This window comes from Lewinella sp. IMCC34191, assembly GCF_003390935.1.
GTDB lineage: Bacteria > Bacteroidota > Bacteroidia > Chitinophagales > Saprospiraceae > Neolewinella.
On the sequence record NZ_QNQZ01000014.1, the window covers coordinates 35,833 to 60,194 of the forward strand.

At 58.3% G+C, this 24,362-nt stretch carries 15 protein-coding genes; 3 read left to right on the top strand and 12 right to left on the bottom strand.

Annotation, left to right across the window (positions count from 1 at the left end; all coding sequences use genetic code 11):
• Positions 1 to 23 precede the first annotated feature (23 nt).
• Positions 24 to 1,088 (top strand): AAA family ATPase, encoded by a 1,065-nt coding sequence (locus tag DRW39_RS20315; RefSeq protein ID WP_116108925.1) that lies wholly within the window; start codon positions 24 to 26, stop codon positions 1,086 to 1,088.
• Position 1,089: 1 nt separating this feature from the next.
• On the opposite strand, the gene DRW39_RS20320 is transcribed toward DRW39_RS20315, so the two are convergent.
• The 3 genes from DRW39_RS20320 to DRW39_RS20330 all read right to left on the bottom strand — a co-directional run bounded on the left by DRW39_RS20320 (position 1,090) and on the right by DRW39_RS20330 (position 4,797).
• The gene (locus DRW39_RS20320; protein ID WP_116108926.1) at positions 1,090 to 2,469 is read right to left on the bottom strand and encodes a glycoside hydrolase family 27 protein; all 1,380 of its coding nucleotides are present in this window, start codon (positions 2,467 to 2,469) and stop codon (positions 1,090 to 1,092) included.
• A gap of 113 nt (positions 2,470 to 2,582) precedes the next feature.
• Positions 2,583 to 4,037, bottom strand: a complete 1,455-nt coding sequence (locus tag DRW39_RS20325) for a DUF1499 domain-containing protein (protein WP_116108927.1) — start codon at positions 4,035 to 4,037, stop codon at positions 2,583 to 2,585.
• A complete protein-coding gene (locus DRW39_RS20330) occupies positions 4,030 to 4,797 on the bottom strand; it encodes a hypothetical protein (protein ID WP_116108928.1) in 768 nt (255 codons plus the stop codon). The genes DRW39_RS20325 and DRW39_RS20330 overlap by 8 nt, the downstream gene beginning before the upstream one ends.
• Before the next feature lie 48 nt (positions 4,798 to 4,845).
• On the opposite strand from DRW39_RS20330, the gene DRW39_RS20335 reads away from it, so the two are divergent.
• The gene (locus DRW39_RS20335; protein WP_116108929.1) at positions 4,846 to 5,436 is read left to right on the top strand and encodes a thymidine kinase; all 591 of its coding nucleotides are present in this window, start codon (positions 4,846 to 4,848) and stop codon (positions 5,434 to 5,436) included.
• 892 nt (positions 5,437 to 6,328) lie between these two features.
• Here the strand turns inward: DRW39_RS20335 and DRW39_RS20340 are convergent.
• The 5 genes from DRW39_RS20340 to DRW39_RS20360 all read right to left on the bottom strand — a co-directional run bounded on the left by DRW39_RS20340 (position 6,329) and on the right by DRW39_RS20360 (position 14,801).
• Positions 6,329 to 7,177 carry an oxidoreductase gene (locus tag DRW39_RS20340; protein ID WP_116108930.1) on the bottom strand — a complete coding sequence of 283 codons (849 nt, stop codon included), beginning with the start codon at positions 7,175 to 7,177 and terminating at the stop codon, positions 6,329 to 6,331.
• A gap of 82 nt (positions 7,178 to 7,259) precedes the next feature.
• Positions 7,260 to 8,144 carry a helix-turn-helix domain-containing protein gene (locus DRW39_RS20345; protein WP_116108964.1) on the bottom strand — a complete coding sequence of 295 codons (885 nt, stop codon included), beginning with the start codon at positions 8,142 to 8,144 and terminating at the stop codon, positions 7,260 to 7,262.
• 653 nt (positions 8,145 to 8,797) lie between these two features.
• Entirely contained in the window at positions 8,798 to 8,965 is a 168-nt protein-coding gene (locus DRW39_RS22395) for a hypothetical protein (RefSeq protein WP_157976263.1), read from the bottom strand.
• Between the two features lie 41 nt (positions 8,966 to 9,006).
• Positions 9,007 to 11,637 (bottom strand): DNA gyrase/topoisomerase IV subunit A, encoded by a 2,631-nt coding sequence (locus tag DRW39_RS20355; RefSeq protein WP_116108932.1) that lies wholly within the window; start codon positions 11,635 to 11,637, stop codon positions 9,007 to 9,009.
• 731 nt (positions 11,638 to 12,368) lie between these two features.
• On the bottom strand, positions 12,369 to 14,801 hold the full coding sequence (locus tag DRW39_RS20360; protein ID WP_116108933.1) for a zinc-dependent metalloprotease: 2,433 nt from the start codon (positions 14,799 to 14,801) through the stop codon (positions 12,369 to 12,371).
• Positions 14,802 to 14,968: 167 nt separating this feature from the next.
• Here DRW39_RS20360 and DRW39_RS20365 point away from each other — a divergent pair, with 167 nt between their 5' ends.
• Positions 14,969 to 15,883: an NAD-dependent epimerase/dehydratase family protein gene (locus DRW39_RS20365; RefSeq protein ID WP_116108934.1), complete on the top strand. Its 915-nt coding sequence runs from the start codon at positions 14,969 to 14,971 to the stop codon at positions 15,881 to 15,883.
• 189 nt (positions 15,884 to 16,072) lie between these two features.
• Here the strand turns inward: DRW39_RS20365 and DRW39_RS20370 are convergent, their stop codons facing one another.
• The 4 genes from DRW39_RS20370 to DRW39_RS20385 all read right to left on the bottom strand — a co-directional run bounded on the left by DRW39_RS20370 (position 16,073) and on the right by DRW39_RS20385 (position 23,814).
• Positions 16,073 to 17,635 (bottom strand): IPT/TIG domain-containing protein, encoded by a 1,563-nt coding sequence (locus tag DRW39_RS20370; RefSeq protein ID WP_116108935.1) that lies wholly within the window; start codon positions 17,633 to 17,635, stop codon positions 16,073 to 16,075.
• 75 nt (positions 17,636 to 17,710) lie between these two features.
• Positions 17,711 to 18,880, bottom strand: coding sequence for a glycan-binding surface protein (locus DRW39_RS20375; protein WP_157976264.1), 1,170 nt, complete (start codon positions 18,878 to 18,880; stop codon positions 17,711 to 17,713).
• Between the two features lie 18 nt (positions 18,881 to 18,898).
• Positions 18,899 to 20,581 (bottom strand): RagB/SusD family nutrient uptake outer membrane protein, encoded by a 1,683-nt coding sequence (locus DRW39_RS20380; protein WP_116108937.1) that lies wholly within the window; start codon positions 20,579 to 20,581, stop codon positions 18,899 to 18,901.
• A 26-nt stretch (positions 20,582 to 20,607) separates the two neighbouring features.
• Positions 20,608 to 23,814, bottom strand: coding sequence for a SusC/RagA family TonB-linked outer membrane protein (locus DRW39_RS20385; protein WP_157976265.1), 3,207 nt, complete (start codon positions 23,812 to 23,814; stop codon positions 20,608 to 20,610).
• Between the last annotated feature and the right edge of the window lie 548 nt (positions 23,815 to 24,362).

The following is a 24,362-nucleotide window of genomic DNA, read 5'->3' on the forward strand; positions in this document are numbered from 1 at the left end:
GCCCACCGTTACCTTTGCCATCAATGGAAGACGACCACAGCCCCGATCCCACCTCCGAAGAAGAGCCCCTCATCGAGCCGGTGCCGGGGGAACTGGTCGTAGACCATTCCGAACGGTCGCCCGTCGAGGACCACCGCATCAACCTGGATCGCCTGCGGGAGGCTACGGAGCAGATACGCGCTTCCGTAGCGACGGTAATCGTCGGGCAGCGGGACCTGGTCGATCTGCTGATCGTTTCCCTCGTAGCGGGTGGCCACGTGCTCGTGGAGGGCGTGCCCGGGATTGCCAAGACCCTCACCGCCCGGCTGCTCGCGCGTACCGTGGATGCCGACTACAGCCGCATCCAGTTCACCCCCGACCTGATGCCGAGCGACGTGACCGGCAGTACCGTCCTCAATTCCCACGACGGTACCTTTTCCTTTAATCGAGGACCGATCTTCGGTAACCTGATCCTCATCGACGAGATCAACCGCGCCCCCGCCAAAACCCAGGCGGCTCTCTTCGAGGTAATGGCCGAGCAGCAGGTGACCGTCGATGGCGTGACCCATTCCCTTCCCGACCCCTTCTTCGTGATCGCCACCCAGAACCCGATCGAGCAGGAAGGCACCTACCGGCTCCCCGAGGCTCAGTTGGACCGCTTCCTGCTGCGCGTGGTCGTCGAATACCCCGACCTGGAAGAAGAACGGGACATCCTCTACCGCTTCCGCAGCGATTTCCGGCAACGACAGGTAGAAGAGATCGAGCCGGTGATCAGCCGCCAGCAGATTGCCGAGTGCCGCGACATCGTGGAAAGCATCCACATCCGTGACGAACTACTGGACTACATCGCCGCTCTCGTATACCGCACGCGTACTCACCCGGATCTTTACCTGGGGGCCAGCCCGCGCGCATCCCTGGCCATCCTCCGCCTGGCCAAGGCTACGGCCGGACTCGCCGGTCGCGATTTCGTGACACCCGATGATATTCAGCGCGTAGCCTACCCCGCCCTCAACCACCGCATCATCCTGACGCCAGAGCGCGAGATGGAAGGTTACGGCGCGAAGGACGTCATCGATGAGATCGTCAAGAGTATCGAGATACCCCGCTAGGTTATTCCAATCGATACAGGCCGCTGGCGTGGGGGGCCAGGGTGCGGCTAAAGCTTCCGTTAGCCGATCCCAACTCCTCTCCTGTCCACATATCCGTTACGCTTACCTCCCCCTCCAGGCCGAGTTCGGCGAAATCCACCGTAAGCTCGCGACTGAGGGAATCTTCGCGATTGAATAAGGCCAGATAGGTCCAGTCTTCACTCCGGTTGTGGGAGGCGATTTTTACCTGCGCTCCGTCGCTAAATATGAGTTGTACATCTTCGCTTTCGCGGTGCATGCGCAGTACCTCTTTATTGGTGAGCAGAGATTGAGTGAAGCCGTCGTTGCTGGGCAGGTCGCCCCCGAACATGAGGGGGGATTTGAAGATGGTGAACAAGGTGATCAGGGTGTACTGCTCGTCCGGGGTGAGGGCGGCCATGCGGTCGTCGCCCCGCTCCCCGCGAATGGACAGCCGGCCGAGCGGGATCATATCGCAATCCGGCCAGGTACCGCCGCCGATGTAGGGGTACCAGTCCTGGCTGACGTCGAAGAGGTGGTCGATGTGGTCCCAGCTGTCCCACACGTCGTTGACCATCCGCCACATATTGGCGTGGCGATCGACGTGCTCCGCGAATTCCACCGGGGTGGGGCCCGGTGAGGTGCTCAGCACAATCTCCCGGCCGGTGAGATCGATGGCCTTGCGGATCATTTCGATCTCGTCCTTATGGTAGATGGGTGCGGAGAGGTCGTCGATCTTGATGAAGTCGACGCCCCACTCGGCGTATAGTTCGAAAATAGAGTTGTAGTATTCCTGCGCGCCCGGCCGGCCGGCTACGATGGTGTAGTTATCCCGTAGCCAGCGGCACTGGTTTTCGGTCGTGTATACCTGGTCGGCCGTGACTCCATCCGCTCCCTTGATGGGTAGTTTTCGCTCGACGGCCTCGGTGGGGATGCCCCGCATGATGTGGATGCCGAATTTGAGTCCCTTGCCATGGATATAATCGGCCAGGGGCTTGAAACCCTGCCCGCCGGCGGCGGAGGGGAAGCGATTCGTGGCAGGTAGGTAGCGACCGTATTCGTCCAGCACGTAGATCGGGTTGTCCTGGTTATACCCGTGCGACTTCGTGTTTTCCACGAACCAGCGGATATCGACCACCACGTATTCCCAGCCGTATTCCATTAGGTTTTCTGCCATGTAATCCGCGTTGGCCTTCACTTCGTCTTCGCGGACGGTGGGGCCGTAGGAATCCCAGCTGTTCCAGCCCATGGGCGGGGTAGTGGCCCAGGAGGCAAATTCGGGCCCGGAGAGCGATGGCGTCGGGCTATCGGCGGTCTCCGGTTCGGAACTTTTGCAGCCGGTCAGTAGGATGAATAAGCAGAGGAACGGGACTAATCTGTGCATAGTGGATGATCATGATCGAAGGCGGCTATGATATTACAGCCGGGCGGATCAAAATAAACCAATAATTGTCATTCTCACAATTAATCTCAGATTGAGACCTCCCACAGAAGATGCTATTCCGCTTGGTAGGCGTCCACCACTTTCTTCATGCGGCGGCTGTTGACGCCCAGATCGCTGTGGCCTACCCGGCTGGCGCTGCGGTAGTGAATCACCTGCTGCTCCTCATCGATGAGAAATTCGACGTCGTCGATGTAGGGAATGGGCCAGGTCTTGAAGGTGTAGTGCAGGTAGTTGTCTTCCTCCTTCTGCAGTTCCGTGCGGGACATAGCGCCGACGACCCGCTTCAACTTTTCCTTTGCTTCCGCCGCGCTGCCGGTGAAGGGGATCGGCTCGCGCTTCTTCTTTTCCTGGATACTCTGGGTGCTCACGCAGTTGGGTGAATCGGGACAGGGTTTGAGTTGGCGTTGCATGCTATCGTTTGGATGGACAAGCCCATCCAGGCGGGCATTGTTCGTCGTACCGCCGGGCAGGGACAGGCTCGCCAGCCGTTCGTTATCGGCGACCGAGCGTACTTCGGCCAGCAATTCAAGGCCTTGCGGGGTATTCTTATAGTGCAACAGGCCGAAGTTTTTCACCCCTACCAGATCGCTGATTCGTTTACCGTTGACTTCGTCGGCACTCTCGTAGCTATGGGTTAGCCCGCTGGAGGTAACCTCATAAATTGGATAGCCGTCAACGGTGTCTACCATAATCTCCGCCAGGTGGCGGTCACCGCTGAGCAGGATGGGCAGGGCGGGTCGGACTTCGGCTAACAGAGCGAGCAAGCGTTCCCGTGATTTTGGGAAGAGGGCCCATTTTTCGAAGCCGTGGTCGGTCGGCAGCACCTGGATGCTGCTGGCGATGATGTGAGCGTCCGCCTCGCTGTTTCGTAGCTCATCGTCCAGCCACGCCCACTGGGCCTCGCCCAGAATGTCGCCGTCTTCGTTCGGCCCGTAGCGGTGGCCTCGCTCCACCGGAGGCGCTACGTCATCCCGAAAGTATCGGGTGTCCATTAGGATGACGCGTACGTTGTCGATCAGGTAGGACTGGTAGACGCCTTCCCGCTGCCGTACTTCCGCGCTGGCGGGAACCTCCAGGAAATCGAGCATGAGCTCCTTCGCTACTTCCTTGAAGGGCCAATCGCGGCCGGCATCGTTGCTGCCGTAGTCGTGATCGTCCCACGTTCCGTAGATCGTCGGCACCTGCTCGGTAAAGGCGCGGTATTCCGGTGCGGATTCCAGTTCGGCGTAGTCGGCAGCCATCCGGTCGCGATCGTCCGTGTCGGCGTAAATGTTGTCGCCCAGCCACAGCCAGGCGGCCAGGTCGTTGGCGGCGATCGTTTCCCAGAAGGCTTGGCTTTGATCCTGCCGGTTACAGCTTCCAAAGGCGATGGTGAGTACCGAGTCGGCTACGATCATCGGTCCGACCTCCACCAGATCCGGATTGTGGGATTTGGAGGCTTTCCCGACCAGGTAAGCCAGGAAGACCACGAGGGTGAGGAATACGACTATGCTTACTTTTTTAAGCATACCGCCGACGGACCAGATCGATAAATTCGCGGGCGGTTTCCTCACGTTCCTCCGCCGACCAGCGGTGTTGTTGGGCTAGATCGACCAGCATGGGTTTGGCGTTGGCCATGCTGCCTTTCAGGTTGAGGGATTTGAGCGCGTCGTTCAACTCGTCGTTGTTGTTGAAGAGTTTCTTGGCAAAGAGCACGCGATTGTTGATGCTCAGGGCGCGGGTCAGGTCGGCTACGCGCTGGCGGCCAAGGCGGTTACCGAGTCCGTTATCGTTGTCGGGTTCGTGAAACAGGGCTTCCACATCCGGGCCGCTGTTGGTCGACGGTGCCGGCTTCGGAGGGTTGGGCGCCGGGCGGTCATCGTACGTCGGATCGATTTTGGCGGTGTGTTCGGCCATGGCGGGCGCCGGGGGTGGGGGCACCGGGGCATCGGGCAGCTCAGGTGGGGCGGCGGGGGCGGCGGGTTCCGGCCGGGTGGCGGGAATTTCGGGTTGTCGCGGTTCCGGGGTGGGTGGCGGCGGCGGCGGCGTTGGCTTTTGGGGTTCCGGCATCGGAATGGGGGTCTCCCTTTTGGGCGGCGGGGGGGCGTTCCGAACCTCCTGCTTGTTCTCGGTCCCCACTTCCAGGTAGATGGTATACAGGTCGCGCAGGTAGCCCAACATCAGGTCTCGTTCAAGGGCGGAGGGGGCATCATCTTCATCATCCAGCTGCAGGCTGCGGTGCAGGGCGGTGATGCGGTTGAGTAGTTTATCTGCTTTGGTCTGGGCCATGGCTGCTCAAATTTTAATACCTTCGGCCGCCTAAAATACGGTGGCGGCATGTTTTTAGAACCTCACTTCAGCGGTCAACGCAGCGGATGGCTGGAAGTTATCTGTGGTTCCATGTTTTCGGGTAAGACCGAAGAACTCATCCGGCGCCTAAAGCGGGCGGGGATTGCCGGTCAGCACGTGGCCGTCTTCAAGCCTGCCGTCGATACCCGTTACCACGAGGAAAGCGTAGTGAGCCACGACAGCAATTCCTTCCAGGCCACCCCGATCGCCCGCTCCGCTCAATTGCTTGACATCCCCGCCGACGTATCCGTGATCGGTCTGGACGAGGCCCAATTCTTCGATGCGGACATCGTCAAGCACACCCAGGACCTGGCCCACCAGGGCAAGCGCATCATCATCGCCGGACTGGATATGGATTTCCGGGGGAAGCCCTTCGGGCCGATGAGCGATCTGCTGGCCGTGGCGGAATACATCACGAAAGTGCATGCGATCTGCTCCCACTGCGGGAATCTGGCTACCCATTCGTACCGGCTTACGCCTAATCAGGATACCGTTGTGTTGGGGGAGAAGGAGTCGTACGAGGCGCGGTGCCGGAAGTGTTTTCGGATGGGGAATATTTTGGATTTGCGGGCTAAGTAGGGTTTGTTTTGGCTCGCCTGCGGCTCGGTTTTTTTAACACCGATTTTGCGGATCGCTGCGCTCGGGCACGGATTTTGCCCGAAATTCATGGGGTTATAGCGATTATTGAATGCGCTGCGCGCATTGCCCGCAGGACGCTTTCACACACTGCGTTATTCTGCGGCTCTGCGATTTAATTTATTTGGTATACGTTGACTTTGATTCTTGCTGCTCGAAATTTCATTGGCTCGCCTGCGGCTCGGGTTTTTTAAACACTGATTTCGCGGATCGCTGCGCTAGGGCACGGATTAGACACGGATTTTGCCCGCATTGCTTGGGATCACACGGATTATTGAAGGCGCTGCGCGCCTTGTTCGCGCACGTTGCGAAACTCGGGGTTTCTTGGCGGTTTTGCGGTTGGCTTTTGACGTCTCGCAGCGGTGAGTTTGCTTATTTCTTGCTTTTTACTCGCCTGCGGCTCGGAGTTTTTAAACACTGATTTCGCGGATCGCTGCGCTAGGGCACGGATTGATCACGGATTTTGCCCGCATAACTCCGGATTACACGGATTATTGAAGGCGCTGCGCGCATTGCCCGCAGGACGCTTTCACACACTGCGTTATTCCGCGGCTCTGCGATTTAATTTATTCGGTATACGTCGACTTTCATTCTTGCTGCTCGAAATTACTTTGGCTCGCCTGCGGCTCGGGTTTTTTAAACACTGATTTCGCAGATCGCTGCGCTAGGGCACGGATTAGACACGGATTTTGCCCGCATTGCTTGGGATCACACGGATTATTGAAGGCGCTGCGCGCCTTGTCCCTTCGGGGGGGGACGAGCTAAATGAAAGACGCCGCCCCCGGTGGGGACGGCGCTAACTTGGCTTCAGCCGAATAATAAATGTGCCTGCCGGCTAGGCGGTGGCCAGATCCGTGGAGAGTGTGAGCTCTTTCCAGGCTTCCATGTCCCGGCGTAGGTCACTCATCTTCTTTTCGGCCATGGCGTAGGCGTCAGGGCCGAGTAGCAGGTGGAGGGGCGGATTCTCCGTGTCCGCGATGCGAATGATGGCCGCGGCTCCCTTTACCGGATCGCCGGGCTGGTTGCCATTGATCTGATCGCTGTGGACCGTTTCCGATTCGCGGATCTCGGTATAGGCGGGCAGGCGGTTTTGCGGGAGGGTAAGGCTGCTGTCTTCGAGGAATTCCGTGCGGAAATAGCCGGGTGCCACGATGGTTACCTTGATTCCGAACTGGGCTACTTCCGCGGCTAATGATTCGGACAGTCCCTCAACGGCGAACTTGGTGCCGCAGTACACTCCCCAGCCGGGGAAGCCTCCGGTGATTCCGGCGATGGAGGAGATGTTGATGATGTGACCGGATTGCTGGGTCCGCAACTGGGGGAGGACCGCCCGGATCACGTTGTGGGTGCCAAAGACATTGATGTCGTAGTTCGTACGTGCCTCGGCGTCGCTTAACTCTTCCAGTCCGCCCAGCTGGCCGTAGCCGGCATTGTTGATGACCACGTCGAGGTGCCCGAAGGTTTCGATGGCTTCACTTACTGCCTTAGCGACGTCCGACGGATCGGTCAAGTCTACTTCCAAAGGGAGAAAAGCCGACGATTCCGTCCCTGCGGCTTCGCTCAGAGCGACCTTGCTGCGCGAGGTGGCGGCCACCGAATGTCCTGCTTCTAATAACTGGCGGGTCATCTCTAGCCCGAAGCCCTTGGATGCACCGGTAATGAAAAACACTTTTGTGTCTTGCATAGCAATACTTGTTTGATTACTACAAAGGTGCGGGGCTCAGCTCATGGCTGGTTTGCAGGGATCGGGCAATAACTTGCAAAATTCAAACAGCTCGGTAACCGGAAGGACTCTGTCCGGTATGTCGCCGGAAGAAGTTTGCGAAGTGGGCGGGTTCCCGAAAACCGAGACTATCCCCGATTTCGGAAATGTTCCAATCGGTGTGCCGCAACAGGGCACGTGCTTCTGCGGCTACCCGTTCCGCGATGAGTGTGGTCGTGGTCTTCCCCGTATTATCCTTCACCGACCGGTTTAGATGATTGACGTGTACAGAAAGCCGGTCGGCATAGTCTCCGGCGGATCGCAGGGTGAATCGCTGCTGTAGGGAGTCGATCGGAAACTGCCGTTCCAGAAGCTCCAGGAATACCCCGGTCAGCCGCGCACTGGCGTCTATGGCTTCGTACACTGTTTCCGAGGGCTTCAGTTTGAGCGCGTAGTGAATCATTTCCGATGTATAGTTGCGCAGCAGGTCGTACTTCAGTGGGTAGTCGGAGTCCACCTCCCGTAGCATCTTTTCAAAAAGGTCTGTAACCTCTTTATCCTGTTCAGCGGTCAGCCGGTACGCCGGGTGTCCTCCCGGACTAAACATCGGCAGTTCGGCCAGGGCGGGCGAGAACCTACCCGTCAGGAATGCTTCCTGGAAGATGATGAAGTACCCGTTAATCTCCTTGGATAGGCCTTCCCAGGTATACGGCACCCGCGGATTAAAAAAGATGAGCGTAGGTCCGTCGATGTCCAGGCTCTTATCCGCATAATGGTAGCAATTGCGACCCCGGATCAAGGTAATTTTAAAGAAGTCCCGCCGGCTATAGCGCACTTGTCCGCAGTTCGGATCCAGGATGTTTTCTAGCCGGAAGACGTTCGCTTCCCCTAAGGCGACGGTGGGTCCCAGGTGCGTGTCGCGAAATGACTGTAACGATTGGGTAGGCATACTGCTCAAACGCCGCGCGTCCTATCTTCGGTTGTATTGGATGGTATCGTATGTATTGTATTGGGGTGACTTATATGACCTGCCTGGCGCTAGCGTTGTGGTTTGCTTCCTGCTTTGCGTAGCGAATACTTTGCCTGGTGTTTTTTGGCTCGCCTGCGGCTCGGTTTTTTTTAACACCGATTTCAAGGATCGCTGCGCTAGGGCACGGATTAGACACGGATTTTGCCCGCATTGCTTGGGATCCACGGATTATTGAATGCGCTGCGTGCATTGCCCACAGGACGCTGTCAAACACTGCGTTATTCCGTGGCTCTGCGATATAATTTATTTGGTATACGTCGACTTTCATTCTTGCTGCTCGAAATTTCATTGGCTCGCCTGCGGCTCGGCCTTTTTAAACACCGATTTCACGGATCGCTGCGCTAGGGCACGGATTGATCACGGATTTTGCCCGCATAACTTCGGATTACACGGATTATTGAATGCGCTGCGCGCATTGCTCGCAGGGTTCTGTGGTGGTCTCATTACGGTGCGTAGCGACCATTGTATTTGACGCCCGATCACCCAACGAGCGCAAGCGAGCTGCCCCGTCCCTTAACCCCTTTTCACCCTATCCCCTTAACTCCTTATAACCCTTATAACCCCTTCCTGAGCTAGTAAAAGTAAGTCTTATAATAAGCCCACCACTCCCGCCAGTTCTTAATGATCATCAATACCAAGAAGACGAGCAAGCCGATGCCGACGATCTTGGCGATGCGCCCGACCGAGCGATTCTTCTCGCGGCGGGTCCGGTAACGGTGGCGGGTGGATTGTCTGCCCATTCGGTAAAGATAGTGGCTGTCGGAACGACGCGCCGACGTGCCTAAAACTCGAATTCGATGGTATCGCCGGGTTTGACGCCGTTGTCCGAAGATTTGCCGTTCTGTTTGGCTTTATCGCTACTCCCCTCGACCGAAGCTTCTTCCTTTGGTAGGTAGGGCTCGTTCAATTCCTTGATGGAGATGAGCTTGCCGTCGTGGAGCTTGTTGCCAAGTGATTTCCAGCCCTTTACGTCGATGAAGTCGGCCAGTTTTTCGGTGGCCTCCTTCTTGTCGCGTTTCTCGCGCCAGGCGTAGGTGATTTCCGGCTCGGGGTGAACCGAGGCGAGGTACAATTTGCTCTGCCGGTGGTCGGAGATGAAACTGAAGGCCTGGCCGGGGGAACTGGTTTCGATGTTGAAACGCTTCACCAGGGTCACGCCCCGTTCGCCTTCGTAATACACGGCACTGACGACCATATCGTCGCTGTACTTCCCGATGTAGTACAGGTTCTTGGGGTCGTAGCGGCGGGTGAGGTCGAGTTCTTCCCGCTCGTAGCTGCCGTCTTTGTAGAGCGCCAGCAGCAAATCACCGGTGTCGAAGCCACCAAGGAATTGCCCGCGCTCGTCGAGGTTGAGACGGCCGCTGACCTCATCCATCCAGACCTTCATGGCCCCGAGGGTACTCTTTCCTACTTCCTTAAGGGTGACCTTGCGGACGGGGTAGCGGGTCATGATGTTGCCCGCTGCACCGCGACTCTTGATGGCCAGGTCGGCGAAGTCGAAGTCGAAGTTCTTTTGGCGGGCCTTAGAGGACTGGCTTAGTTGGGCGGTAATGATCTCCGCCTCGCCGTTGGGATTGGCGCTGAAATAGAGCACCTTGGAGCCCTTCGTTTTTTTCGTGAGGTTGTACTCGCGGTCGCGGGTTATAGCCGTGACGTTGAAGCGCTTGGCCATGGCGCGGCCGGTCTTGCCGTCGAGGTAGACCAAATTGTAGGTGGTCCGCTCGTCGCCCTTTTTCCACACATTGACGTGGATGATGTCCTTCCCGACGAATGTTTTGTCGTCGATCCGGGTGACGGTCATGATACCGTCGCGGCGGAAGACGATGATATCATCGACGTCGGAGCAATCACAGACGAATTCCTCTTTCTTCAGGCCCTGCCCTACGAAGCCTTCCTTCCGGTCGACGTACAGCTTGGTGTTATTGGCCGCTACGGCGGACACCTCCACTTTCTCGAAGGTGGAAATCTGCGTTTGGCGCTCCCTACCCTTTCCGTACTTGTCGAGGAGCCCTTGGTACCAGCTGATCGCGTATTCGGTCAGGTGCTCCAGGTCGTAGCGGACCTGCTTCAATTCCTCCTCCAACTTGGCCATCAGTTCGTCGGCCTTGAAGCTGTTGTATTTGGAGATGCGCTTGATGCGGATTTCGGTCAGGCGGGTGATGTCTTCCTCGCTGATCTGGCGGGTTAGCAGCAGGCGCTTGTCGTTCTTTTTGGCTTCGTCGCCGGGTTCCCGCACGTACTTCTTCAGGCCTTCGAAGATGAGGTCAATGACCTCCTCAAAGCTTTCGGCTTCCTCGATGTCTCGGTAGATGCGCTCTTCGATGAAAATCTTCTCCAGGCTGGCGAAGTGAATCTTTTCGGTCAGTTCGCTCTCGCGGATCTTCAATTCCTGGCGGAGCAGGTCCTTGGTCTGTGCGGTATTGAACTGCAGGATGTCCTCGACGGTGACGAAGTGCGGCTTATCCCCCTCGATGATCACACAGGCATTAGGGGAGACCGATAGCTCGCAGTTCGTAAAGGCGTAGAGGGCGTCGATGGTCACGTCCGGACTGATGCCCGGCGCCAGCTCGATCAGCAGCTCGACTTCGGCGGCGGTGTTATCCGTCACCTTCTTGATCTTGATCTTGCCCTTGTCGTTGGCCTTGATGATGCTGTCGATCAGGGTCTGAGTGGTCATGCCGTAGGGGATCTCCTTGATGGCAATGAACTTGTTGTCGATCTTCTCGATCGTGGCCCGGATCTTGACCCGGCCGCCCCGCTTACCCTGCTGGTAGTCGCTGACGTCGATGGTTCCGCCCGTCGGGAAGTCGGGGTATATCTTGACCTTCTTGCCCTCCAGGATTTTAATGCTCGCCTTGCAGAGCTCGATGAAGTTGTGGGGCAGGATCTTCGTGCTGAGGCCCACCGCGATGCCCTCCGCGCCCTGGGCGAGCAGCATCGGGAACTTCATGGGCAGGTTGACCGGCTCTTTCTTGCGGCCGTCATAGCTGAGCTGCCAGTCGGTGGTCTGCGGATTGAAGACCACCTCCAGCGCGAATTTGGTCAGCCGCGCCTCGATGTAGCGACTGGCCGCGGCGGAGTCACCGGTCAGCGTGTTCCCCCAGTTCCCCTGGGGGTCGATCATGAGTTCTTTCTGCCCGAGGTTGACCAGGGCGTCGCCGATCGCGGCATCGCCGTGGGGGTGGTACTGCATCGTCTGGCCGATCACGTTGGCCACCTTATGGTAGCGGCCGTCGTCCATCTCCTTCAGGGCATGCAGGATACGTCGCTGGACGGGCTTCAGTCCGTCTTCAATAGCGGGTACCGCCCGTTCCAGGATGACGTAGCTGGCGTAGTCGAGGAAGTAATCCTCGTACATCCCCTTTAGTCCGGGCGCATCCCCGTCGGTCTCTATTCCGTGTTGATTTTGCATCTGCTGTTCTTACTCACAAAGGCGGCCGGTTCCTGGATCAGGCTTTTACCTGCGCTCCGTCGCCATAAAGATCACGCTTTGGCCGCGCACGAAGATACGTAATTTTGATTAACTAACAAAATGTTTGAAAGGGGTTTTGGTCTGGGTGGGGCCGCACACTCGCAGGTACCGCTTCTGCGTCGCGGTACACTCCGAGGTGCTGGGCTTTTCCCGGCAACGGACATAGGACCTCGGAGTGTTCGTAGGACCTGCGAGGGTCCGGTAGTACATAGGTAGACACTACTCCTGGGCCGCACACTCGCAGGTACCGCTCCCTCGTCGCGGTACACTCCGAGGTGCTGGGATTTCTCCCGCGAGGGACATAGGACCTCGGAGTGTCCGGAGGACCTGCGAGGGTCCGGTAGCATTTAGGTAGTTACTACTCCTGGGCCGCACACTCGCAGGTACCGCTTCTGCGTCGCGGCACGCTCCGAGGTGCTGGGATGCCCCCGGCGACGGACATAGGACCTCGGAGTGTCCGGAGGACCTGCGAGGGTCCGGTAGTATTTAGGTAGACACTAACCCTGGGCCGCACACTCGCAGGTACCGCTCCTGCGTCGCGGTACACTCCGAGGTGCTGGGATGCCCCCGGCGACGGACATAGGACCTGCGAGGGTCCGGACGGAACAGTAAATATCAATCCGACCCGGTTCGGCAGACGACCTCCGCTACGCTGCGGTCGGCGGACGAACCTACTGCCCGATCGGGGAGCCGTCCGGCAGGTCGGGGACCGGGGTGGCTTCGTAGCTTTCGGGATTGACCAGATAAGCATTGACGATCTGACTCAGGTAGAGCCTGTGCTCGTCCAGGTTGAAGTAGTTGTCGGGGGTCACGCGGTATTTGATGGCCTGCGCCAGCGCGCCGGAACTGACCGCTTCGCTGATGCCCTTATTCGCCGCCAGCCCGATCAGGTGGTGGACGAAGCGGCGCTCCACCATGCGCGCGATCTGCTCCTGGTAGCCAGCCCAGTTGCTGCCTTTCACCTGTCGGGAGATGGTGTTCCGGATGTCGTCCAGGTAATCCTTCAGGGTGGGCAGTACGTCACCGTACATCGTCCGCTGCTCGACTACCCGGGCCAGGCGCTCCGGGTGCAGCAGGAAGGTGAGGGAATTATCGGCCGCCGATTGCGCCATGGCCAGCGGGTCCAGTCCTCCGCCATTCTGAGTGTTGAAGAGCTCGCGATCCCGACCGTAGCCCATGGCCGGGGGCGGGATAAGTGACGTGATGCGCTTGGGAATTACCAGGGTTTCGGGGTCCACGGTCCGCAGCAGGGCCTCCCGGGCGGCGCGCTGTCGTTCCGGACTAGTGGGGGCGTAGGCTGGTTTTTCATTCGCTACCCGCACGCCGTAGTCGTATTCGTAGCCGCCGATGACCTTGGCCACGGCCTCCACCTGGTAGCGGTGCATGAGGTAGACCGGCACCAGCACACTCTCGAGTTCGGACAGCGGCATACCGACGGGGATGTTCTTCTCGCTGAAGTTCTGCAGGGCTACGGAGCGGAGTTTAAGCAGCCGGTCCATTTCCGCTACGGGGTCACTCCCGTTGTCCCACAGGTGCCCCTGTGGCTGGCTACTGCCCTGGGGGCGGGCGTCGGAGTCGCTGATGTAGCGCAGGCCCATTTCCTCGGTTTCTTCCAGGATTTCCCGCAGGGCGGTGGCTTCGTCGGTTCCCGCCGGGAAATCCTCGTAGCCGTAGCGGATGGCCTGCTTGTCCCACTCCCCGATGCCCGTGTCGTAGGCTTGGCTAAAGTCGATCTCGTCGTTGGGACCGAGCGTCACGTAGGGGGCGGGGTAGTCCATCACGGAGGCGCGGTCGTTGGTGCTGGCCGCGAAGTTGTGCGACAGGCCCAGGGTATGGCCGACCTCGTGGGCACTCAGTTGCCGCAGACGCGCCACGGCCAGTTCTTCCAGCCGGGGGTCGGGGGTGGTACCGTCTTCGCCGTAGGCTTCGATCATCCCCTGGGCAATGAGGAAGTCCTGCCGTACCCGCAGGCTACCCAGCAGCACGTGCCCCTTGATGATCTCGCCGGTGCGCGGGTCGGTGACCGAGCTGCCGTAGCTCCAGCCGCGGGTGCTGCGGTGTACCCAGTTGATGACGTTGTAGCGTACGTCAAGAGGGTCGGCATCCTCGGGCAGTACCTCCACGCGGAAGGCGTTGGTGTAGCCGGCGGCCTCGTAGGCCTGGTTCCACCAGCGGGCGCCCTCGATCAGGGCGGACTTGATGGGCTCGGGCGCGCCCCGGTCGAGGTAGTAGACAATGGGCTCCACCGGCTCGCTTAGCTTGGCGGCGGGGTCCTTCTTCTCCAACCGGTGGCGGGTGATGAAGCGCTTCGTCAGCGGCTGGTCGATGGGGGTAGCGTAGTCGGCGTAGCCGCGGGCATAGTAGCCGGAGCGGGGGTCGAAGGCGCGGGGCTCGTAGTTATCGTCGGGCAGCTCCACGAAGCTGTGGTGCATCCGCAGCGTGAAGCTTTCGCTGTTGGGGGCTACGCTGCGCACGTTACGTCCGCTGGGCTCGCCGGTGAAGGTGATGGTGGCCTCGAATTCGCTGTTCTTCGGGAAATTCTTGGTGTTGTCGGGGTAGAGGGCGCTGCGGTTGGCGTCCACTTTGTAGGTTCCTTCCTTGCTGCGCTTGAGGGTGTTGACCACGCCGTGGGCGTCGCTGAGCAGGAAATCGGTGAGGTCGATCAGCGCGCGATCGTCGGTCTTGGCGACTACCTTGAAACCCTCCAGTACCGACTGCGCGAAGGCATCTTGGACGCTCTGGGCTTCGGCGGGGTTGTCGGAGATGGCGCGGTAGTCGAGGTTGCGCTGTTGCAGAAACACCTTGGGTCCGACCCGTCGGAAGAACACGACGCGGGTATCGCCGAGCTGGTTGCGGTCGAGGCCAATGTCGTTGCTGCCCAGACCGGCGGCCAGGCTGTTGACGTAGAGGAAGTCTTCGTTCCAGCGGTCGATCTCCAGGTATACCTTTCCTTCTTCGTCGCTCCAGTAGAAGTCGAAGTACCCCTCCTTTTGCTCCATTTCTTCGGTCTTATCCGCGATGGAGGGGGTTTTCTTGTCTTCTTTTTCCTGGGCGGCGAGGGGCAGCAAAAATAGGATGAGCAGCAGGCTGAGTAAGTGGCGCATAGGTTGAGTGGCTTGAACGCAAGGTAAGATAAAGGAACGGGGGTCGATTTTTCGTACGGCACAAACCGACGTAGCACCGTGTTACGGTAGCTTTGACGCATGGCCGTTTGGCCAGACGGGTGACCACGAATGGAACCACGGTGCGAAACGATATCAACCAACCAGCAATGACAAATAAAAGAATACTCTTTACCGGCGGATCCGGCAAGGCCGGCAAGCACGTGGTTCCCTACTTACTCGATATGGGCCACCGGGTGATGAACGTAGACCTGGAGCCCCTGGACCACCCGGGCGTAGACAACCTGATCGCCGACGTTACCGACTCCGGCCAAATGTTCGACGCCATGAGTTCATACGCCGGCCGGGACGAACTGGAGGCGGGCACCGGGGTGCCACATTTTGATGCCGTCGTCCACTTTGCCGCCATCCCCAGAATATTGATCAAACCCGATAACGAGACCTTCCGGATCAATACCATAGGTACCTACAACGTGATCGAAGCAGCGGTCAAATTTGGCGTCAAAAAGATCATTATCGCGTCCTCGGAAACTACCTACGGAATCTGTTTTGCCGACGGCCAGATCAACCCGCACTACCTCCCCCTCGACGAGGACTACGACGTAGATCCCATGGACAGCTACGGTATGTCGAAGGTGGTCAATGAAAAGACGGCCCGCGCTTTTCAGCGGCGGTCAGGATATGATATCTACGCCCTTCGCATCGGTAACGTCATTGAGCCGCACGAGTACGCCGAACTGTTTCCCGGCTTTATAGAAGATCCCGCCGTACGCCGCCGCAACGCCTTCAATTACGTCGACGCGCGCGATCTGGGACAGATCGTAGACCTCTGTATCGGTAAAGACGGGCTGGGCTTTGAGATATTCAACGCCGCCAACGATGGCAACGCACCCGATATCAGCAGTAAAGAACTGGCGGAGCGTTTTTTCCCCGGTGTACCGTTCAAACGCGAACTCAAGCCGGACGAGGGGCTGTATTCAAACCTGAAGATCCGGGAGGTACTCGGCTTTGAAGAGCAGCACAACTGGAAGAATTACGTCCCGGGAGTGCGAGCTGACGGGTGAAATACCAGCATATACGGGGACAAGCACGAGCAGCTGCGTTGATAGCCGACGTTCCGCCCCGACGGTCCCGCGAACAGGCGCATACCGTCCAAAAATAGGGCCGACGGCTTTCCGTCGGCCCTTGCCACAAGATCACTGAACTGAGAACTAATTCTTTTTGAAGTGGACATTCTCGACCGTCGTTACAGACTATTGGAAGCCCACGTAGTCGACGTATACATCTCCACCCGCCTGATCGAACTCCTGCAGGATGATCATACTCCAGGTATTGTCGGTACCGGAAGCAGCATTCAGATCGCTGACGGGAAAGGAATATTCCGTCCATTCGCCCTCCACCACGTTGATGGTGGCTCCCGGGTCGTTCCCGGCGTCGTTGACCTTGAGCATCACCTGACTGTCGTTTGATCCCGGACCGCCGTACAGGTAGAACACCAGGTTGGTATAGCCGGAGACATCCACGGGCGTACCGTTGCCAATCTGGAGTCCTTCCCAGGCGTCGCCGCCCGAATTAAACAGAAGCTTTAGCGAGGAGGAGCCGTCGAATACCTGCTCGTCGCTGGGACCGTCTACCTGCACCCATCCCCAGTTTTCCCAACCGTTTTGAAAATTATCGTCGAAGACGGTTAGCAACAATGGTGGAGGGCCCTCTCCCGGTAATTCCAGTTCTGTAGCTAGATTCACCACATAGTCGTGAATGGTAATGAATTTCATGAATCCGGAAATAGCGCCTTCGGGGACGATGACCTTTATCTCCGTAGCCGACTGGCTCACGAACTCCGTAATGGGATCCGCTACGCCGGGAAATACCAAACTCGCTACCAGGTCCAGATCACTGCCGGTGATGGTAAGTTCTTCCCCCACGGGAACCGGCGTGGGCGAAAGGGAAGTTTCCACGGGGAGAATGATTTCAATCAGCTCTTCCACGGCAACTTCGACGTCGGAATAGGCCACCAGGGTAATCTGACCGTCTACCGCCGTAGCGGGAACATTCACTCGAATGGAAGTTTCGTCGGACCCGGATACAAAATCCTGCCGCGCGATCACCGTGTCACCAGGAAAGATAATCTCTTTGACAAGATCCAGATCGGTACCCGTAACGGTGACTTCCTCCGTATGGCGTACGGCCTGGGGCGTGACGGAGGTGACCGCCGGAAGCGTCACCATCAGGCTTTCCTTGGTTTCTACGGTCAGCGGCTCGAAGCCCCCCCCCTGAAAAATCAGGGAACCCGTGCTGGCTTCCCAGGGCACCGTTACTACGATTTCGCTCTGTGACTGACTGACGAAATCCTCCACCGTCAGATTATTACTGAAGGTGATGGATTCTATCCAGTTCAGAAAATTACCGGTAATGGTGATATCAGCACCCGGGCGGGCTTCGTCGGTAACGTCCGATATGGAATAGGCGACCGAGAAATTCAGTTGGGTCTTGGACTCGATTACCTCATCGTCGGTATGCAGTTTGATCGGTCCGGTTTCCGCGGTCGGCGGTACGACGACCATAAAACGGTTGTCTTCCCGCAGCAGGAACTCGCTTTCCGGGACCCTTTCCGCCGGGGCGAATTCCACCGCGTTTACGCGCATCAAATTTTCACCGATGATCAGAATCGAATCGCCGTGCATCACGCCCGAAGGACCGAAGCTGATCAAAGTCGTCTCGGTGCTTTGCATCACTTCATCGTCCTCACACGACAGGATGGCCGTCAGGGTCAGGGGGATGATCGCCAGGAGAAATAGGTTGCTTAGTTTAGACATTTCGCTTTAAGCTTCAGTGAAAAATGATTGCCCGCAGCATCCCGACCTGCGGCGGGGGGTGAGGATCCGCCCGGATTAATCCAGCGTTTTAGGTACGATGCGGAAGTTGTCGAAGGAGATGTCGGCATCCAGTGCATTTCCGCCGAAAATCAGAATGCGGGTCCAGTATCCTTCGTCGATCACCACGGGGGTAACCCCCTCATTGGAATAGGCACTAAATACCTGTTCCAGGGGGATCGCGACCGTTTCCCATTCTCCCTGACTGTCGTAGGGGGGTTGCCAAAAGTAGGCCTCGTTGACTTCGGACGGCAGGCCGAAGTTGAAGCGGACGATATTGTTATTGTAGGGCTTCACCGTGTTTACCTCGAATTTGAGGAAGTAGTCCTGGGGGTCCTGAATAGCCTCATCCGGAAAGTTGCGGGCCACCTCTCCTACGGCATCCGCCGCGCCACCGGCGACTTCGGTCCATTCCCAGGCGCCGATCATTTTATTCACCCGGATGTAGTTGCCGTTGATCGACGCGGGGTCACCGGGACCTACTTCGGAGGGTTCCACGACGTAGTCGATGTTCCACCATCCCGTGAAGGGATCACTGCTCAGGATGATGTTCCGATCGTCACGGAACCAGAAGTCGGACTCGGTGGTACCGAAATTCGTGGAAACGCTGATCGGGCCGGCCTCCGCGCCTTCGGGTACCACGACCCGGAGTATCTGACCGTCCTCCGTCGTTGCGGGCAGCACCTCCCCTTCCAGGCCACCCGTAAAGGTGACCGTGATGGGTTCGTAGAAGTAGTTGCCGTAGATCGTGGCTACGTCACCGTCGAAGACGTATTCGGATTTCATCGAATTGATTTCGGGCTCGGAGATGTCCACCTCGAAAGCATAGGATAAACTGCCTCCGTCGGCAAATTGGAGCCGGATCTGATTCGTCACCTCCGTGGGCACGTCACTGGGTACGGACACGAGAATGGATTGGTCGGTGACGTATACGGGGTTGAGGTCCGCCATGAGGTCGTTGAACCACACTTCCACGGTACCGCCCAGGTTGTTTCCTATAATGGCGACCAGGCTACCCTGAAAGGCCGATACCACCAGCGAATCCGACGCTTCGGGCGTAGTCACCCGTACGTACTCGATACTGGGTCGACCCCCGTCGATCAAATCGTCTTTTTCGCAACCCAGAAAAACGGCAACTAACAAAAGGGCAGTTGCTAAAATGAGTGTTCGATTAGGTAAGAACTTCATGTTCTGATCTTTTGTCGCTTAAAATTCGTAGTCCACCGGCTCCTCCAGCAAATTGGGGGCCGAACTGATCTCGTTGATGGGGAGGGGCAACCGGAAGTTGGCCGAGGATGCGTTGAAGAAGCGGTTCGCGTCCCAGCTGATGTGCTGGATGGTCCACTGGGTGGGGTCGGTCGGATTGTCCGGTTCGATGGAGTATAGCCCGCGGTCCTGATTGCCGATGACCTCGTAGGCAAATTCCGGATCGTAGTAGTGGATGCGCACCAGGTCGTACCAAAAGCGGGATTCTCCCGCGAATTCCTTGGCCCGTTCCTCGAGCAAGTCCATTTCGGAGACTTCATCCTCCACCGTCTGACCGGTGGCCCGCTCGTGTACCGCGTTGAAGTAGTCAAGGGCCATGGGATCGGTAGTCGCGTCGTCGTTGCCGATGGCCGCGTCCACGTAATTCAGGTACACCTCGGCCAGCCGCAGCATATAGGTATCGTGGCTGTAGTGCTGGGAGATGGCCTCGGTTGGGCTTAAGCGACCGACGACGTACTTTTTGTAGGCGGCAAAATCCACGGTGGTGGCCAGATCTCCACCCGGTTCGGGTACCGTATAGCCCACGGCAAGATCGCCGTTAGCGTCGGCATAGGGTAGTTCCGGATAATAGCCTCCGGGAAGCATGAACGTAGCGTGCAGGCGGCTGTCCACCGTTCTACCCTGCAGGGTTATATCGTCTATTTGCTCGAACCCTTCGTACAGACTGAGCAACCAGAAGGTGGCACCCTTCGCTCCCCCCCAGCCGTCGCCGTTACCGAGGGCACCGGTCGGAGTAAGGTAAGCCGGTACGCTGTTGTTGCTGCCCCATTCCCCGGAAGCGAAGGCCCACTGCAGGGAAAACAGGGATTCGGCATTGTTATCGTAGGGTACGGTGAAGAGGTCCGCGTAGTCGGGCAGTAAAGAGGCTCCGCTGGATTCGATGACCCGCTGTGCATAGTACTTCGCGCTGTCCAAATAGGTCTGGTCTCTGTTTCCACCTGCTCCAGCTACCCCCGCACGGGTCAGATAGGTGCGGGAGAGCATGCCCTCCGCCGACCAACTGGTCACCCGGCCTTCCTGGGTACGTGATTCCGGCAGGTCCCGGGCAGCGGCCAGGTAATCCTGCGTGATGAATCGCCAGACCGATTCAACGGTATGGCGACGGACCGACAGCGGGTCTTCCAGCAGATCGATATTGTTGGTGATGATCGGCACGGGGCCCCAGTTCATGACCAGGTGTTCGTAGGCCACCGCCCGCATAAAGCGGCACTCGGCAATGGCGGTCCGGCGTACTTCCTCCGACAACTCCGATGATTCGCTCTGGCGAATATTCAGCATCGTCGTGTTGGCCTGGCCGATCACGTTGAAGAAGGCTCTCCAGGCCACTCCGTTATCAATGGTACTTGCCGTGGTCTTGAATTCCACGTTGTCCCGGTCATTCCAGGCGTCCAGGGTGGTTCCTCCCCGGAAATCTCCGATGTTATACGAGGCCTTATCGTTGTAGTCGAACCACACCAGGTTGTAGAGCGTGGACGTAGCGGCCATTAGCTGCGCGTCATTGGTATAGAACGACGCATCCGTCAGGCTGTCCTCCGGGGGGACCATGAGAAATTCCTCGGAGCAACTATATATCACCCCGCATAGCAAGCTAAGGGCAAGTGTTTTTTTAAGTATGGCGCGCATAATTTCTATCGTTTACAGACGCGTGATCAAAATTGTAGTCCGACGCTCAGCGTGTAGAGGGGGACGGACGGATACCGGCCGTTGTCGACTCCTACCGCCTGGTTGCCGGCGCTGGCGTCGCGGCCTACGTAGGCTCCTATTTCCGGGTCGTAGCCTGAGTAACTGGTGAAGGTGGCCAGGTTCTGGGCGGAAATCGCCACCCGCAGGGACTGTACGAATCCGAGACGGGCCACCGTAGCTGCCGGCAGGTTATAGGCCAGGGTGACGTTCTTCAGGCGCAGGAAGGAGCCGTCCTCTACAAACCGGCTGGAGTGGCGCGAATAGTTGCCGTTCAAATCGGTGGCGTTGATCCGCGGCACGTCGGTTCCGGCGTTGACGATGTAGGGCTGTTCTTCCTCGTCCAATTCCACCCGCGCGAAATCGTACGCCCGGTTCAGCAGGTTGCGGCTAAGGTTGATATTATTGGGGTTGGTGGCCGCATAGGCGGTGTAGTTGTACACGTCGTAGTTGAAGGAGCCGGTGAACAGCACGCTCAATTCGAGGGACTTGTAGGTGAACGTATTCGTCAGTCCCAGCGATTGCCGGGCGTTCGGGTTGCCGATGAAGGTCTGGTCGTAGGAGTCGATGACCCCGTCGGGTTCTCCGTCCGGCCCGCTGATGTCGCGGTACTTCACGTCACCGACCCAGATACCATCGGGGGAAACGGGCAGCGGATTGCCGTCGTTGTCCACCGGCAGGGGGCTGTTGTTGATATCCTCCAGGGACTCGTACAGCCCGTCCGCCTCGAAGCCGTAGAACAGCCAGGGGGCTTGCCCGATCGCGGACCGCTGGGTCCAGTTGTCCATCCACCAAGAGGTGCGGTCGAAAAAGCCGGAAGAGGTATTGAGGGACAGGATTTTCGAATCGACGACGGAGAAGTTGAAATCCGTAGCCCAGCTGAAGTTGCGGGTATTGATGTTTCTTGTTTGTAGCCGCACCGTCCATCCCTCGTTGCGGAGCGAGCCGACGTTCACGTACGGGTTGGCAATACTTCCACTTCCGGTTACGCCGAGGTAGTCGGGGTTAGCGGCCTCCGTCAGCAGCTCGTCTGTGTGCCGGGTGTAGTAGTCGAATTCCAGCTGAATCCGGTCTTCCAGGAAGGCCAGGTCGAGCCCGAAGTTATTGGTCTGGGTGGCTTCCCACTGCAAGTTGGGGTTAGCGTAGCGGTTCAGGGCAAAGCCGGTGCCCCACGGGGTCGTCCAGGCGCCCAGCGTGCCGTAGATGAAGCCGCCGCCGCCCTGGTTGCCGGTAAGACCGGTTTCGAAGCGCAACCGCAGTTCGCTGACGGCACCGATCTTAAAGAACGGCTCATTGGAGATGCGCCAGGCTACCGAAGCCGAGGGAAAAACGCCCCATTTGTTGTTGGCGCCGAAGTTGGAGGAACCGTCCGCGCGGGCGGTGGCCATCACGTAATAGCGTTCCGCGAAGTTGTAGTTGAACCGGCCCAGGAAGGATTCCTGCGCCCACGATCCCTTCCCGCCGTCGACCGTTGCCGTTTCGGTATTCCCCAAATTGAGGTCGATGACTTCCTCGGAGACGAAATCGGAAATTCCGGCTAACACGTTACGCCAGTTGCTGCGCTGGGCTTCGTGGACGCCCACTATGTTAAAGGTATGCCGGGTAGCGACCTGCTTGTAGTAGGAAATGATCTGCTGAAAATTCCAGTAGGAACTGCTCTGGGAACGCTCCTGCAGGGTCGCGGTCGGTCTTTCCTGAAAACCGAACTGGTACTGCGGCTGAAAGTACATTCCCTCGGAATTAGAAATATCGGCGTTTACCGCGGCGGATAGGGTCAGCCCGCGCCCCAGGTCGTAGCTGGCATTGAGGCCCAGCAGGGCCTGGCGCTTCATGAGGTTGTTCGTGGTGATCTGGGCCAGCCCGATCGGGTTGGGCGGAAGGAATTGCTGGGCCGCCGAATTCTCCAGGTTTCCTCCCCCGTACGATCCGTCGAAATCCCGCACGGGAATATTGGACGTCATTTGCAGCGCGGTGGAAACGATGTTTTCCTGTCCGGTGATCAGCCGCGTTTCCGTTTGGCTGAGGTTCACCTTCGAACTGAGCTTCAGCCGGTCCGTCAGTTGATTGTCCACCTTGACCAGCCCGCTGTACCGCTGGAAGCCGGAACCGATGGCTACCCCTTCCTGGTCGAATACCTCGCCGGAGATGTAGTAGGTCGTCTTATCGTTGCCTCCGCTCACGCTCAGGTTGTGCTTGAACATACTGGCGTTGTTGAAGAGCTCCTTCTGCCAGTTAGTTCCCGCCCCCAGGAGGGAAGGATCCTCAAACTCACCGGGAAGGGTCCCGCCCTCGATTGCGGTGTACTCCTTTGCCATCGCGGCGTATTCGCTCAGGTTCATGACGTCCAGATACTCCGGCTCCGCCTGCTGGCTGTAGGCGAAATCGTACTTGATGCTCGTACGGCCCGCCTGCCCGCTCTTGGTGGTGATCACCACCACGCCGTTCGTAGCCCGCGAACCGTAGAGGGAGGCCGCTACCGGTCCGGTCAGTACCTCGATCGAAGCGATGTCCGAAGGGTTGATGCCCGCCAGGGGGTTGGCGGCACTCTGGGCACTTAACTCTATCTGATTGACCTGCATTTGCACCCCGTCCACTACGTAGAGCGGCTGGGTGTTGCCATTGATGGTACTGATCCCCCGAATGTTAACGGAAATGCCGCCGCCGGGCTGTCCCGTGTTCTGGGTGACCTGCACCCCGGCGGCCCGACCCTGCAGGGCCTGTTCCAGGGTTGGGTTGACGGTCCGCTCCAGGTCTTCGGTATCCAGAGAGGTGTGGGCCGTGACCAGGTCGGAACGCTTGATCGTGGAGTATCCGGTAACGACCACCTCGTCCAGCTCGGAGATCGCCTCGCTCATCGTTACGTCGATCCGGGATCGGCCGTTGACCTCAATCGTTTGCCGCCGGTACCCCAGGAAGGAAAAGGTGAGTTCTCCGTCGGCGGCGGTAGTGATCCGGTAGTTTCCATCCAGATCGCTCGTCGTGCCGCTGGTGGTGCCCTCGACCAGGATCGCGACGCCCGGCAGCGAAAGGCCTTCTTCGTCGATCACCGTGCCGGTAACGACGGTCTGTTGCGCGGACAAATTCGCACCCATGCACAGACTGACCAGAAAGAGGGCCAGACTGAAGGGAAAGTGGCGAGAACCGGTAAACAGGGAAGCGCGAATAGTGGAATTCATATACATCTTAAGTTTCTCTAGCGAAAATGTATGGGACCGCGTAGCCCGGTCGGGGTAGTGAAATCAGCTGCAAAGGATGTTGCACCGTCGCCGGTGCACCGGCTCGCGGTCCTGGATCGTGACGTTACCGGCAACGGGTTCGGGGCGATCGGTTTGGGCGGCGAGCGCAGGTAAAGGCGCCGTCGGCAAACAGGCGAGAAATACCCGATGGATTGACATGATTCCGTGCATGATCGTCTACAGTTGCATACGGCGTACCGAAAGCGGTAGGTATGAAGCAATCCCGGACGCCCCTTCCGGGGAGGGGACGGCTGGAGTGGATCAAATGTCGAATAGGGCCGGCTGGCCGGGCAGGGGGGTTCGTAACGGATAGGGGGGGTATTCGTTACACGGGCAAAACCCCAGGGTTTACGCGGGTTTCCGGTTGCGTGAAAAACCTTTTACCTGCGCCCCGCCGCCCGGCTTGTCTTCTTCGTGACTTCTGAAGGGTGGGTCCGAACCGCTGGATACAAGGTCGTATATTGGGTTGTCGTTCCGTCGATCACCCG

Excerpts from the sequence above, each read along its gene's own strand:
- DRW39_RS20330 (WP_116108928.1), bottom strand. The coding sequence starts at position 4,797 with ATGGCCCAGACCAAAGCAGATAAACTACTCAACCGCATCACCGCCCTG.
- DRW39_RS22395 (WP_157976263.1), bottom strand. The coding sequence starts at position 8,965 with ATGGGCAGACAATCCACCCGCCACCGTTACCGGACCCGCCGCGAGAAG.
- DRW39_RS20360 (WP_116108933.1), bottom strand. The coding sequence starts at position 14,801 with ATGCGCCACTTACTCAGCCTGCTGCTCATCCTATTTTTGCTGCCCCTC.
- DRW39_RS20345 (WP_116108964.1), bottom strand. The coding sequence starts at position 8,144 with ATGCCTACCCAATCGTTACAGTCATTTCGCGACACGCACCTGGGACCC.
- DRW39_RS20370 (WP_116108935.1), bottom strand. The coding sequence starts at position 17,635 with ATGTCTAAACTAAGCAACCTATTTCTCCTGGCGATCATCCCCCTGACC.
- DRW39_RS20335 (WP_116108929.1), top strand. The coding sequence starts at position 4,846 with ATGTTTTTAGAACCTCACTTCAGCGGTCAACGCAGCGGATGGCTGGAA.
- DRW39_RS20325 (WP_116108927.1), bottom strand. The coding sequence starts at position 4,037 with ATGCTTAAAAAAGTAAGCATAGTCGTATTCCTCACCCTCGTGGTCTTC.
- DRW39_RS20365 (WP_116108934.1), top strand. The coding sequence starts at position 14,969 with ATGACAAATAAAAGAATACTCTTTACCGGCGGATCCGGCAAGGCCGGC.
- DRW39_RS20385 (WP_157976265.1), bottom strand. The coding sequence starts at position 23,814 with ATGAATTCCACTATTCGCGCTTCCCTGTTTACCGGTTCTCGCCACTTT.
- DRW39_RS20375 (WP_157976264.1), bottom strand. The coding sequence starts at position 18,880 with ATGAAGTTCTTACCTAATCGAACACTCATTTTAGCAACTGCCCTTTTG.
- DRW39_RS20340 (WP_116108930.1), bottom strand. The coding sequence starts at position 7,177 with ATGCAAGACACAAAAGTGTTTTTCATTACCGGTGCATCCAAGGGCTTC.
- DRW39_RS20355 (WP_116108932.1), bottom strand. The coding sequence starts at position 11,637 with ATGCAAAATCAACACGGAATAGAGACCGACGGGGATGCGCCCGGACTA.
- DRW39_RS20380 (WP_116108937.1), bottom strand. The coding sequence starts at position 20,581 with ATGCGCGCCATACTTAAAAAAACACTTGCCCTTAGCTTGCTATGCGGG.
- DRW39_RS20320 (WP_116108926.1), bottom strand. The coding sequence starts at position 2,469 with ATGCACAGATTAGTCCCGTTCCTCTGCTTATTCATCCTACTGACCGGC.
- DRW39_RS20315 (WP_116108925.1), top strand. The coding sequence starts at position 24 with ATGGAAGACGACCACAGCCCCGATCCCACCTCCGAAGAAGAGCCCCTC.